The organism is Kitasatospora sp. NPDC056138 (genome assembly GCF_042264695.1).
Taxonomy (GTDB): domain Bacteria; phylum Actinomycetota; class Actinomycetes; order Streptomycetales; family Streptomycetaceae; genus Kitasatospora.
In genome coordinates this window covers 15112-27190 of sequence record NZ_JBHJVK010000006.1, presented here as the reverse complement: position 1 = coordinate 27190, position 12079 = coordinate 15112, and the positions used below count along the sequence as shown (strand labels likewise).

Sequence of the window (12079 nt, the reverse complement as noted above, 5' to 3'; positions counted from 1 at the left end):
AGATCATGACGAACGAGCACCGCCCCTCCCGCAGGAGTGTCCTGAAGGCCGCCGGTGGGGTCTCCGCGGCAATGGCCCTCGGCGGCGCGGGCGTCCTCGCGGCGGCGTCGCCGGCCGGCGCGGCCGACGACGGCTTCGGGCTTCGCATCGTGGACCGCCTCGAGAACGACCCCCGCATGTGGTACTACCGCTTCGCGACCGACGCGATCGGCTGGCAACCCGCCGTCAACGTCCTGCTCCCCGACGACTACCACACCAGCGGACGCACCTACCCCGTCCTCTACCTGTTCCACGGCGGCGGTACCGACCAGGACTTCATCACCTTCGACCGCCTCGGCATCCGCGCCTGGACCGCCGGCAAGCCGCTCATCGTCGTCATGCCCGACGGCGGACACATGGGCTGGTACTCCAACCCGGTCAGCTCCAACACCGGTCCCCGCAACTGGGAGACCTTCCACATCGCGCAGCTGCTGCCGTGGATCGAGGCGAACTTCCGGACGTACGCCGAGTACGACGGCCGCGCCGTCTCCGGATTCTCGATGGGCGGCTTCGGCGCACTGAAGTACGCGGCCAAGTACTACGGCCACTTCGCCTCGGTGAGTGCGCATTCCGGCCCGGCCAGCCTCCGCCGTGACGGCGGCCTGGTCGTCCACTGGGCCAATGCGACGTCCGCCCTGGACCTGGGCGGTGGCACGGTCTACGGCGTGCCGTGGGACCAGGCGAGGGTCAGCGCCGACAACCCGGTCGAGCGCATCGAGAGCTACCGGAACAAGCGGGTCTTCCTGGTCGCCGGCACCAGTCCCGACCCGGTCGACTGGTTCAGCCAGGTCAACGAGCCCCAGGTGCTCGCCGGCCAGCGGGAGTTCCGCGGCCTCCTCGACAACGCCGGTATCCCGCACGAGTGGCACGAGGAGCCCGGCGGCCACTTCGTCCGCGACTACATGGTCCAGCGCGACCTCGACGGGATCATCGACCGACTCCGCAAAGCGTAGGACGGCCACGCGCGGACGCAGCGGCCCCGCCACCACTGCTCCCTGGCCCCGCGCGGGCAGGGCCTCCGGCCATTGGCGGTCACGGACGGGCCCGCCGACGGCGGGGCGGTGCCCCTGCGTCGTCGGGCCGGGCGGACTCCGGCCGTCCGGCTGCCGCCGGTCGAGCTCGGGTTCCCCCTGGCCCGGCCGGTCGGCGCCGCGCGAACTCCACGGCGCTCCACCGGGGTCGATTCGCCGCCGATGGCCCTACGCTCCATACATGCTGACACAGGATCAGGTACGAGTGGCACTGAGGGCGACGATCGATGCGCTGCCACGTCCCGGTGCCGACGTCGTCGACGTCGACCACAACCGGTTCCGCATCGTCGCGGGCACGGCCGAGACCGCCTTGAGAACGGCGACCGTCTGGACGGACAGAAACCGTTCCTGGCGTGTCCTCGAGGCCGAGGGCAAGGGCGGTGAGCAGTTCACGCTCTGGCTCACCGTGGCACATCCCGACGCCACCACCGCCTGACCGAGGAGCGTGCCGGTGCCGGCGTCCGCGCTGCAGGGGCTTCCGGACACCCCTCGGGGCCGGATTCGCCGGGCACGCAACAGCGCTGCTCCCGGGGATCGTCCCCGCGGTTGCGGGGACGATCCCACCGGTATCCTGCAAGGCCAGCGCCCGCGCCAGGGTCCGGACCGAAGCCCGCGCCCGAGCCGGATCGGCTGTTCTCCGCGCGATCGGGAGCCGGCGCCAGGAGTCGGCGCCGGGCGGCCGCGGTCAGGCGCCGCTGTGGCGGAGCATGTCCTCCCGCTCGACGACCTTGACGCGCTCGCGGCCCTCCGCGGCGCCCAGGTCCCGCTCGTGGGCGTCCAGTTGGTGCCACCCGTCCCACGTGGTGCAGCGGATGCCGCGTTCCGCCAGGAAGGCCGTGACGGCGTCCGGCTCCGGCGCTGCGGCACCGGGCAGGCGGCCCGCGGTGTGGTCGTCGAGGAGGCAGGCGACGGTCTCGTTGGCGTCGCCCTTGGTGTGGCCGATGAGTCCGACGGGACCGCGCTTGATCCAGCCGGTGACGTAGACGGCGCTCTGGTGGCTGTCGTCGGCCGCCAGCACCCGGCCGGCCCGGTTGGGGACCGTGCCGGAGACGGGGTCGAAGGGCAACTTGGGCAGCTCGTCGGAGTAGTAGCCGACTGCCCGGTAGACGGCCTGGACGTCCCAGTCGGTGAAGCGGCCGGTGCCGTGGACGTTGCCGGTGCCGTCGAGCTCGGTGCGTTCGGTGCGCAGGCCGACCACGCGTCCGTCTTCGCCGAGGATCTCCTCGGGGGACTCGAAGAAGTGCAGGTGGAGCCGGTGGGGGCGGGTGCCGGTGTCGCGGATGGCCCAGTTCTCCAGGGTGGAGGCGACCATGTCGGCCTGCTTGTTGCCGCGGCGGTTGGCGATCGATCCCTCGTCGTAGTCGATGTCCTCCGGGTCGACGATGACCTCGATGGTGGGGGAGTGGTCGAGTTCGCGCAGTTCCATCGGGCTGAACTTGGCCTGTGCCGGTCCGCGCCGCCCGAAGACGTGGACCTCGACCGCCTGGTTGCGCCGCAGGCCCGCGTGGACGTTCGGCGGGATTTCGGTGGGCAGGAGCTCGTCGGCGGTCTTGGCCAGGATCCGTGCGACGTCCAGGGCCACGTTGCCCACCCCGAGGACGGCGACCTTCTCCGCCTCCAGGGGCCAGGTGCGGGGGACGTCCGGGTGGCCGTCGTACCAGGAGACGAAGTCCGCCGCGCCGAAGGAGCCGTCCAGGCTGATCCCGGGTATGTCCAGGGCCCGGTCGGCCGTCGCGCCGGTGGCGAAGACCACGGCGTCGTAGAAGCGGTGCAGGTCGTCCAGGGTGATGTCGTTCGGGTAGTCCACGTTGCCGAAGAGGCGTATCTGCGGCTTGTCCAGCACCTGGTGCAGCGCGGTGACGATGCCCTTGATCCGCGGGTGGTCCGGCGCCACGCCGTAGCGGATCAGCCCGAACGGCGCGGGCATCCGCTCGAACAGGTCGATGGACACCCCCGGGTCCTGGGCGGCACCGGACTTCAGCAGCGCGTCAGCGGCGTAGATGCCGGCCGGACCGGCGCCGACGATCGCGACGCGGATGGGACGAGACATACGGGACGTTCCTCCAGGCAGCGCGGACAGACGGTTCGAGACAAGCCCACCCGCTGAGCCTCCGGTAGGCGGCGGCGACCCATGGGCCCATAACCCACGACCATGACCCGCACGTTCCGGTGCACGTGGTGCTCCTGACGGGAGTCGATGCCGCCTCGCCCGCCCGGAGTTGAGCAGGTGTGTCGTCCAGGAGCATATGTCACCTGGTGACAGAATCTTCCGGCTACCCGGCGATCCGGCGCCGCCGATACGCTGTCCAGCCCAGGAGGAACTCCGCATGCACCCGAGCCCGGCCGACCCCAGTCCGGCTGGCCCGAGCCCGGCCGACCCGAGCCCGGCTGGCTCCAGTCCGGCCGACCCCACCGCGCCCGCCGGTCTGCGCGACCGCAAGAAACTCAGGACCCGCGACGCGCTCCGCCACGCCGCCCTTGACCTGTTCGACACCCGCGGCTTCGAGGGCACCACGCTGGACGACATCGCCGCCGTGGTCGACGTCTCGAAGCGCACGGTCCTGCGCTACTTCACCGGCAAGGAAGACGTCCTGCTCGCCGTGTTCCGGGAGATGGCCGCGCTGACCACCCGTGAGCTCGGGCGCAGACCCCCGGGAGAGGCCCCGTTGACCGCCCTGCGCGAAGCCACCCGCCACGCCCTGCGCGAGGTGGCCCGGTCCCTTCCCGAGTACCGCGGCGCGCCGACCTGCCTCGCCGTCCTGCGACTGGCCGTGACCACGCCGGGCATGCTCGCCTCCCTCCACCACGTGCTCCTGCTCCACCAGGACGCACTCGCCAGGACTCTCGCCGCGCGCGAGCACGTCGAAGACCCGGCCGATCCGCGCCCCCAACTCCTGGTGGCCGCGCACGCGGGCGCCATGACGGTTGCCATCCGCTGCTGGCAGGCGAGCGGCGCCCGGGACCTCGACACCCTGCTCGTCACCGTCGACGCGTGCCTCGACAACCTCGGCTCCGCCGTCACCGGCCGCTGGTCGGCACCCGTCCCGCCTGACGGCGACCCCGTCTGACGGCGTGGCCGCTGCCGAGCGGGGCGGGAATCCGGCGAGGTGGCGTTCTGCCGACCGTCACCCTGCCCGTTCGACGGATGTCGTGGCCCGGGCGGCGGAGCGTACGGATCGTGCGTCCTGTGTGGTCACATCCGGGCGGCAGCTACGGGCGGTAGACGGTGCCGGGTTCGGGGGTGGCCGGTGCCAGGAGCTGGCTGACGGTGACGAAGGTGTAGCCCTGGGCGCGGAGTTCGGTGATGATGCCGGGAACGGCGGGGATGGTGCCGGCGTACCGCTCGTGCAGCAGGATGATCCCGTCGCGGTGGGTCTGGTCGAGAACGCGCTGTTTGATCAACGCGGTGTCGGTGGTCTCGTAGTCCTTGGCCGTGACGCTCCAGAGGATCTGCGCCAGGCCCAGCTCCTTCATGATCTTCTTGACGTCGTCGTCGGTGGCGCCGCCCGGGGGCCGCATCAGGGTGGGAGCGCGGCCGGTGATCTTCTTGATGTCCTCCTGGACCGGCTCGATCTCGGCCCGGACCTGCTCCTCGGTTAGCTTGGTGAGGTTCTCGTGCGACCAGGTGTGGTTGGCGATCTCGTGGCCTTCGTCGGCCATCCGGCGCACCGTGTCGGGATAGGTGTCGGTGTGGCCCTTGCCCTGGAGGAAGAAGGTCGCCGGGACCTTCTCCTGCTTGAGGACGTCCAGGAGCTTGGGAGTGGGTGCACTGGGGCCGCCGTCGAAGGTGAGTGCGACGCACTTGGCAGTGCGGCAGTCGACCGGGGCGACGGGCTTCGCGTCCTCGGGTGCGCGGTCGCGGGCGGTGGCGGGTGAGACCACGCCGGTCAGGGTGGAGCAACCGCCGAGGGACAGGGCCGCACCGACGGCGAGCAGCAGTGCCGCTGCCGCCGTCCCGCCCCGGGTGACTGTGGAGTTCACGGTGTGCTCGTCACCGGCCCCGGGCGGCGGCCGTGCCGGTCGTGTGGCGGGCGGGTACCGCGAGAGCTGCGGCGACGGTCGGCACGAGAGGTGGGCGCCGGGTCATGGCAGTTGCCTTCCCAAGGGATCGGAGATGTCCCGAGGCGGCGGGACGCTTCATGTCCTACACGTTAGGAGCGGCCCCCAGGGCTCCGCGTCGGCAGAAAGTCGGAGATTTCACGCTGCCGAAAGGATGGATTTCCCACTGAGCACCTATACCTGAGTATGGGGTGAACTATACCCAGGTATGGGATCGGTGCGGTCCGGAATCAGCGGAGACCGGGCCACCCGGATCCGATGGCACGCCGTCGCATGCCCGGGGGCGGAAACGGCTGGCCCGACACGTGGCCCGACTGCCAGACTCGCTCCGTGCGAGCGATCATCGAGGACATGGCCAGCCGCCTGGCCGAGGTGCCGGGCGTGGTCGGAGTGCTGCTCGGCGGCAGCCGGGCACGCGGAGAGCACCGGCCGGACTCGGACTGGGACCTCGGCGTCTACTACCGTGGCGAGCCCGATCTCGCCGCGTTGCGCGCGCTGGCCGGACCGGGAGTGGAGCTGGCCGGGCCGGGCGGCTGGGGGCCCTGGGTCAACGGTGGCGCGTGGCTGCGGGTCGACGGCGTGGCGGTGGACTGGATCCTGAGGGATCTGGACCGGGTCGCGCAGGTCTGGGCGGACTGCCGTGAAGGCCGGTACGAGGTGGGCGTGCAGGCGGGGCATCCGCTCGGATTCTGGTCCCCCTGCTACGCGGGCGAGGTGGCACTCGGTCAGGTGCTGGCCGATCCGACCGGAGAGTTGACGGACCTTCGGCGACGGACCGAGACCTACCCGGAGCCGCTGCGGGAGGCGCTGACGGCGGGGGCCTGGGAGGCGGAGTTCCTGGTCGGCGCCGCGACGAAGGGTGCGGCCCGGGCGGACACGCTGTACGTATCGCTGTGCCTCTCCCGGGCTGTCGGAGTGCTGGTGCAGGCGCTGTTCGCCGGGGACCGCCGCTGGTGCCTCAACGAGAAGGGCGCACTGGCTGCCGTCGAGATGCTGCCGGGCGCGCCGGCCGGTTTCGGCCACCGCGTCCGCAGCCTGCTGGGGGCGCCGGGCGACACCGCCGAGTCGCTGACGGCGACGGTGGCCCGGGCGCGGGTGCTGGTCGAGGAGACCCTCGCCGCGATGAGGAGGTCCGCCGGGTAGCGGCGGTGCCCGGTGCCTGGGTGCCCGGTCGCTGGGTGCCCGGACTCCTGCGCGTCGCCGAGGCGGCTCAGGGTTCGGGCGGGCGTGCCGCCGGACGTCCTGAACGCGGACGCCCCGAACCTGGGTGGCTGAGCAACCGGACCCGACTCACCGTACCCGGGCCGCACCCGGGCCCGTATCGCGCAGGTGCGGCCGTCCGGACCGCGCCGGACCGCGCCGGACCGCGCCGGACCGCGCCGGACCGCGCCGGACCCCGCCGGGCGCTCGTCCAAGCGCTCGGCGCCGCGCAGCCGTGGTACCGGCCCGCCGTCCGCGCCCGGCTGTCCGGGAGGCCGGCGAGACGTGGACCCGGGGTTCGTCCGGATACTCAGCACTGGGGACGGCGGCCGTGGTTGGCCCCGTGCTTGCAGCGTGACTTCTTCTTGCGGCGCCGCTTCGATGACATGGCCACTCCTCTCGCAGAAGGCGGTCTGTTCGCCTCCTTCCACGGTGGCACACCGGGGCTTCGGCGGCGCGTCGTTCACCGTGGGGTGGGCACCGGAGGCCGACGCCGAGCCGAGCCGTACCGCTAGCCGAGCCGTACCGCTAGCCGGGCCGGAGGCTTGCGGGCCGGGCGTTCGCCACCGGCCCGCGAGGCTCGGTCGCCTGTCTGCCGGACCCCGGTGGAACCGGTGGCCGTCGTTCCTAGGAGCGGCGGTTGGCCAGCCAGCGGAAGTGGTCGTAGAGGTCGTCGTTGTGGCAGGAGTCCATGACCAGCCGGTTGCCCTCGTAGGCGAGGCAGGAGCCGATGGCGAGGTTCTTGAGCCAGTAGCCACCGCCCTGGCTGGCGTACTGGACCTGCCAGGTGTAGTAGGCGGCCGCGCCGTTGGAGCAGTTGCCGGTGCGGATGCTGTGGTTGCCCGGGTCGAAGCACAGGAACCGGCCGGTGGCGGCGTCCTTGACGCTGTAGGCGCCGAGCTGGTCGCTCATCGACCAGGACTGGTAGGCACCGCCGTTGCAGCCCTGTGCGTAGACGCTCCCGGAGGAGTTGGAGTCCAGGCACAGCGGGCCGGCCACCCCGTTGAGCTGCCACTGGATGATGTGGCCGCCCCAGGTGCTGGCGTCCGCGGTGGGCGTCAGCGCCATGGAAGCGGCCAGAGTGAAGGCCGTGACGGCCACCGTCCTGATGACCTTGCTGATGCGCATTGCGCTCCTCGGCTGGGTCTGGAAGGCGCCCGCACGACAGCTGGCGCCGCTATAGAAGCTCGTCCTGTTGGTGAGCACCCGTCAAGGGGCCGAACGGGTGTCGGCCCGGAGGCGGACACCTTGGATACGGGACAGTCCGGTCTCGGGGATCCAGGAACAGTCCGGCCCGATCGGCGTCCGTCGGAGGGCTCCGTGTGGAGCGGCCCGCGCCGTGAGACGGTCGGTCGACTTGACCAGTCGGTAACTGTTCGTCACCCATCTGCGCAGTCCGGCATGACAACAGTGTGACCGGCGGCCCAGACTGAACACCGTCCGATACCGGGCAGACCTGCTGTGTCAGGGATCGTTTGAGCCGAGCAAGGGCTGCCGACGATCCGAGTCGACGACCCGACAGGCAGCAAGGCGCGATCGCTATCCGTAATCGAAGGATGATCGCGCCGGACGATCCCTCGGTCCTCGGCTCGCCGGCTCGGCATCCGTGACCACCCGCCATCGGCGTCGTAGGGGCTCAGGACGGTCTTCGAGGTTGTGCCGCGTCAGGTCGGTTCTCCGACAGGCGAGGCCGACCCCGATGTGCTGTGCCGAGAGTTCCCGTGGCGAGGCCGAAGCGGTCCGGGCAACCTCATGACCCGGACCGGTGTCGACGGAACGAGCGGCCGACTCGGAGGAGCGTTCCGGAGGACTCCTCGTCCGCTCCCACCCGGCCGCCCGGGACACAGCCGCGACCCGCCGGACAACGCAGAGCCCCTTCCATGTCCCCTCCCAAGGAGAACACCCCAATCATGCGCACGTCGTTCGTGAACCTGGCCAAGACGCTCTGCGTCGGTCTCGTCTCCACCACCGGGGCGCTCGTCGCGCCCGCCGCGGCCCACGCACAGACCTCCGTCCCCTGCGACACCGCCGCTCTGGCCGCCGCAATCACGGCCGCCAACGCGGCGACCGGGCCGGTGACGCTCGATCTCGCACCCGGTTGCACCTACGGCCTGACCAGCGCGTTGCCGGACATCCTCGGCGACCTGACCATCCACGGACGCCACAGCACGATCACGCGCACCGTCACGCAGTCGTTCCGCATCCTCACGGTCAGGAAGTCCCTCCGCCTCTGTGACGCCACCATCAGCAACGGCGACGCCGACGGCGACTTCGGCGGGGGCATCGCCAACTTCGGAACGCTTGTCGTCACCGACAGCCGGATCCGCGACAACCGCGGTAACTTCTCCGGAGGCATCGGCGGCGTCGCCGGCACCACGACCACGATCACCGACAGCATGATCACCGGCAATCACGCAGTGCACAACGGCGGCGGTGTGGCCAACGACGGAGACATGACCGTCAGCCGCAGCCGGATCATCGGCAACTCCGCCGACCAGCTGGGCGGTGGCATCGCCAACGACGGCACACTGCGCATCGACGACAGCAACGTCAACGAGAACCAGGCCGGAACCGGCGGTGGTGGGCTCGCGACCTTCGGCAACGTGACGGTCACGGTCGTCCGCAGCAACATCAACAACAACCGGTCCGCCGTTGCCCCTGGCGGTGTCTACAACGACGGCAGTTCCGTGACCCTCACCAGGAGCCGGGTCAACGGGAACACTCCCACCAACTGCGTCGGCAGTCCGACCACGGTGGCCGGCTGCACGGGTTGATCCCCGGCCGTACCCAAGCACCCCGGGCCGATCGCTTCCGGCAGGGCCCGGCCGCCTTGGTGGCCCTCGTCGAGCGCGAGGGCCACGCGAAGGCCCCTCAGCGCCCACGACCGCTGAGGGGCCTTCGCCGGACATCCGGTCGACAATCCTCGAGCCCGGAGGGGCGGGCCCGGCAAGGAGTTGCGAGGGCAGCCAGGGCCTGCAACTGGACCCAGACAGAACCCGGATCGTCTGTCGCAGGGAACCAGCGCGTACGAAAGCAGTCGGAGGACGGTGAGCCGGTCGTGCTCGGCCGCGTACCGCTTCACTCCGATCCGTGCCCCCAGTGCGGGCACCGCACTCACCGCCGCGCCGCTCACCAGGAAGCAGCCTCGCACAGTGATCGAGAGTTCGTCGGCGTCCGACTGCTGTTCGAGGCGTGCGGCGGCATCAGTACCGAATCCACCGGGACGGCCCGGGCCGTATCCAGGCGACACTGCCGACCGTGGCAACTCGGCCCACTGCCATGGTTCGTGCCGGGCCGGGCTCGGCTGGTCAGCTGCGCGCGCGTTGGGTCACCGCGATGCACAGCAGGACGACCAGTGCGGTGAACGGCGTGACGGGCGACACCTGTTCGTCCATGAGCAGCACGGACCAGAGCAGAGTGACGAGCGGTTGGGCGAGTTGGAGCTGGCTGGCCCTGGTGACTCCGATGGCGGCCATGCCGCGGTACCAGACGACGAAGCCCCCGAACTGTGAGACCGCGGCGATGTAGACCAGGCCCGTCACCGCCCTGCCGGTGAGGTGCACGGGCTCGGACGGCCAGGCCAGGACGGTCGTTGCAGCGGTGACCGGCAGTGCCGCCAGCACGCCCCATGCGATGACCTGCCACCCCGGCATGTGACGTGAGAGCCGGCCGCCTTCGGCGTACCCGGCGGCGCACACGAGCAGCGCTCCGAACAGGTAGACGTCGGCGACGGTCGGCCTGCCGTGGCTCTGCAGGAGGGTGAAGCCGATGACGGTGACGGCGCCGGCCACCGCGCCGGACCAGAAGCGCCGGGAGGGCCGCTCGCCGGTGAGCGCGACCGCGATGGCGGCGGTGGCCAGCGGCAGGACGCCGATGACCACGGCGGAGTGGGCGGTCGAGGAGGTCCGCAGCGCGAGGGTGGTCAGCAGTGGAAAGCCGATGACGCATCCCCCGGCGACGGTGAGGAGTCCGGGCCAGTGCCGTCGTTCCGGGACCGGCACGCGGCCGGCGGCCAGGCAGGCCCCTGCCGCGAGGGCGGCGAGAACACCGCGCAGCCCGGTGGCCGTCCAGGGGCCGAAGCCGTCCAGCGCCCAGGCCGTGGCGGGGAAGGTGAAGGAGAAGCCGAGCACTCCCAGGGCGGCGAGGGCGGTGCCGTGGTTCGCTGTTATCCATCGGCGTTGAGTAGCGCTATCCTGTACTGTCATGAATGATGGTAGCAGTATGGCTCATCTCCTCGGCATTCTCCGGGTTGAGCTTGAGCGCTATCCGGAAGGCGCGAAACTTCCCTCAAGTCGGGCCCTCATGGAGCAGTACCGGCTGAGCCCGGTGACGGTGTCGCGGGCGATCGCGGCGCTGGTTGCCGAGGGTCTGGTGATCTCCCGCCCGGGGGCAGGAGTCTTCCGCGCCAGGCCGCAGGCCAGGCACCGGTCACACGGGGACCTCTCCTGGCAGGAGGTCGCACTCGGCACCGGTGCTTCGCCCGGCCCGGGGGGCGAAGCACCGTCCGCCCCCCGGAGCGCGGACGCCTCCGGCGTCCTGGCCACGCTCGCCGTGCCGCCGGCCGGCGCGATCGACCTCAACGGCGGCTACCTGCATCCCTCCCTGCAGCCCGAGCGCGCCCTCGCCGGGGCCCTGGCCAGGGCGGGACGCCGACCCGGCACCTGGGACCGGCCGCCGGTCGAAGGGCTCGCGGACCTCAGGGCCTGGTTCGCCCGGGACATCGCCGGACCGGATTCCGCCCTCAGCAGCACGGACGTCCTCATCACCGCAGGTGGCCAGAGCGCGCTCGGCACCGCGCTGCGCTCCCTGACCGCCCCCGGTGCACCGGTACTCGTCGAGTCGCCCACCTACCCGGGCATGCTCGCCATTGCACGGGCCGCCGGCCTGCGCCCCGTCCCCGTCCCGGTCGATGCGGACGGGGTGCGCACCGATCTGCTGGAGGAAGCGTTCCGGGCCACGGGGGCACGGGTGTTCGTCTGCCAGCCCCTGTTCCACAACCCCACCGGCGTCACGCTGTCCGTCGAGCGGCGCCGCGAGGTGCTGCGGATCGCGCGCGGGGCGGGAGCCTTCGTCGTGGAGGACGACTTCGCCCGCCGCCTGGCCCACACCGACGCCCCGTCACTTCCCCGGCCGCTCGCGGCCGAGGACCCCGACGGCGTGGTGGTGCACGTGCGCTCGCTGACCAAGGCCACCTCGGCCAGCCTGCGCGTCGCGGCGCTCACCGCCCGTGGGCCCGCCATGGGACGGCTGCGGGCCACCCAGGTGGTCGATAACTTCTTCGTCCCCCGGCCCCTGCAGGAGACCGCGCTCGAACTCGTCGGCTCCCCGGCCTGGAAACGCCACCTCCGCTCCCTGGCCGAAGCCCTGCACGACCGACGGACCGCCATGGCCGAAGCCCTGCATCGGGAACTCCCCGCGCTGCGGGTGCAGATCCCGCACGGCGGGTACCACCTGTGGCTGCGCCTGCCGGACGGCACCGACGAAACCGCCCTCGCCGCGGCCGCGCTCCACGCCGGCGTCGCCGTCACCCCCGGCAGGCCCTACTTCCCCGCCGAGGCACCCGCACCGCATCTGCGCCTGAGCTACATCAGCGCCGAGAGCAGCGAACGGCTGCGGGAGGGCATCCACCGGCTACGACAGGCATACGACCAGCTCGACTTCCAGCCCGCCGGGTCGCCGACCGGCCCGGCCTGAGCCCCACGGCGAGCAGCGCGGCCCTTCGTGCGGGTGCCTCGCGCTCACGGAGCGGT

At 71.6% G+C, this 12079-nt stretch carries 10 protein-coding genes; 6 read left to right on the top strand and 4 right to left on the bottom strand.

Translation table 11 applies throughout. The features are described 5' to 3' along the window. Positions 1–5: 5 nt before the first annotated feature. Both ACFC1R_RS06245 and ACFC1R_RS06240 read left to right on the top strand, forming a co-directional pair. Positions 6–992, top strand: a complete 987-nt coding sequence (locus ACFC1R_RS06245) for an alpha/beta hydrolase-fold protein (RefSeq protein ID WP_375933550.1) — start codon at positions 6–8, stop codon at positions 990–992. 259 nt (positions 993–1251) lie between these two features. After that, positions 1252–1506: a hypothetical protein gene (locus tag ACFC1R_RS06240; RefSeq protein ID WP_375933547.1), complete on the top strand. Its 255-nt coding sequence runs from the start codon at positions 1252–1254 to the stop codon at positions 1504–1506. A gap of 249 nt (positions 1507–1755) precedes the next feature. On the opposite strand, the gene ACFC1R_RS06235 is transcribed toward ACFC1R_RS06240, so the two are convergent. Then, positions 1756–3120 (bottom strand): FAD-dependent oxidoreductase, encoded by a 1365-nt coding sequence (locus ACFC1R_RS06235; RefSeq protein ID WP_375933544.1) that lies wholly within the window; start codon positions 3118–3120, stop codon positions 1756–1758. Positions 3121–3397: 277 nt separating this feature from the next. On the opposite strand from ACFC1R_RS06235, the gene ACFC1R_RS06230 reads away from it, so the two are divergent. After that, positions 3398–4138, top strand: coding sequence for a TetR/AcrR family transcriptional regulator (locus ACFC1R_RS06230; RefSeq protein WP_375933541.1), 741 nt, complete (start codon positions 3398–3400; stop codon positions 4136–4138). 142 nt (positions 4139–4280) lie between these two features. Here the strand turns inward: ACFC1R_RS06230 and ACFC1R_RS06225 are convergent, their stop codons facing one another. Continuing rightward, positions 4281–5051 carry a polysaccharide deacetylase family protein gene (locus tag ACFC1R_RS06225; RefSeq protein WP_375933538.1) on the bottom strand — a complete coding sequence of 257 codons (771 nt, stop codon included), beginning with the start codon at positions 5049–5051 and terminating at the stop codon, positions 4281–4283. Positions 5052–5480: 429 nt separating this feature from the next. On the opposite strand from ACFC1R_RS06225, the gene ACFC1R_RS06220 reads away from it, so the two are divergent. Beyond that, positions 5481–6272: a DUF4037 domain-containing protein gene (locus tag ACFC1R_RS06220; protein WP_375933959.1), complete on the top strand. Its 792-nt coding sequence runs from the start codon at positions 5481–5483 to the stop codon at positions 6270–6272. A gap of 684 nt (positions 6273–6956) precedes the next feature. Here the strand turns inward: ACFC1R_RS06220 and ACFC1R_RS06215 are convergent. Further along, the gene (locus ACFC1R_RS06215) at positions 6957–7457 is read right to left on the bottom strand and encodes a hypothetical protein (RefSeq protein ID WP_375933535.1); all 501 of its coding nucleotides are present in this window, start codon (positions 7455–7457) and stop codon (positions 6957–6959) included. Positions 7458–8239: 782 nt separating this feature from the next. On the opposite strand from ACFC1R_RS06215, the gene ACFC1R_RS06210 reads away from it, so the two are divergent. Beyond that, positions 8240–9103 carry a hypothetical protein gene (locus tag ACFC1R_RS06210; RefSeq protein ID WP_375933532.1) on the top strand — a complete coding sequence of 288 codons (864 nt, stop codon included), beginning with the start codon at positions 8240–8242 and terminating at the stop codon, positions 9101–9103. Between the two features lie 534 nt (positions 9104–9637). On the opposite strand, the gene ACFC1R_RS06205 is transcribed toward ACFC1R_RS06210, so the two are convergent. Beyond that, positions 9638–10534 carry a DMT family transporter gene (locus ACFC1R_RS06205; RefSeq protein WP_375933529.1) on the bottom strand — a complete coding sequence of 299 codons (897 nt, stop codon included), beginning with the start codon at positions 10532–10534 and terminating at the stop codon, positions 9638–9640. Here ACFC1R_RS06205 and ACFC1R_RS06200 point away from each other — a divergent pair. Continuing rightward, entirely contained in the window at positions 10533–12023 is a 1491-nt protein-coding gene (locus ACFC1R_RS06200; RefSeq protein WP_375933526.1) for a PLP-dependent aminotransferase family protein, read from the top strand. The genes ACFC1R_RS06205 and ACFC1R_RS06200 overlap by 2 nt on opposite strands. Positions 12024–12079 lie beyond the last annotated feature (56 nt).

Excerpts from the sequence above, each read along its gene's own strand:
- ACFC1R_RS06245 (WP_375933550.1), top strand. The coding sequence starts at position 6 with ATGACGAACGAGCACCGCCCCTCCCGCAGGAGTGTCCTGAAGGCCGCC.
- ACFC1R_RS06240 (WP_375933547.1), top strand. The coding sequence starts at position 1,252 with ATGCTGACACAGGATCAGGTACGAGTGGCACTGAGGGCGACGATCGAT.
- ACFC1R_RS06235 (WP_375933544.1), bottom strand. The coding sequence starts at position 3,120 with ATGTCTCGTCCCATCCGCGTCGCGATCGTCGGCGCCGGTCCGGCCGGC.
- ACFC1R_RS06230 (WP_375933541.1), top strand. The coding sequence starts at position 3,398 with ATGCACCCGAGCCCGGCCGACCCCAGTCCGGCTGGCCCGAGCCCGGCC.
- ACFC1R_RS06220 (WP_375933959.1), top strand. The coding sequence starts at position 5,481 with ATGGCCAGCCGCCTGGCCGAGGTGCCGGGCGTGGTCGGAGTGCTGCTC.
- ACFC1R_RS06215 (WP_375933535.1), bottom strand. The coding sequence starts at position 7,457 with ATGCGCATCAGCAAGGTCATCAGGACGGTGGCCGTCACGGCCTTCACT.
- ACFC1R_RS06210 (WP_375933532.1), top strand. The coding sequence starts at position 8,240 with ATGCGCACGTCGTTCGTGAACCTGGCCAAGACGCTCTGCGTCGGTCTC.
- ACFC1R_RS06200 (WP_375933526.1), top strand. The coding sequence starts at position 10,533 with ATGAATGATGGTAGCAGTATGGCTCATCTCCTCGGCATTCTCCGGGTT.
- ACFC1R_RS06205 (WP_375933529.1), bottom strand. The coding sequence starts at position 10,534 with ATGACAGTACAGGATAGCGCTACTCAACGCCGATGGATAACAGCGAAC.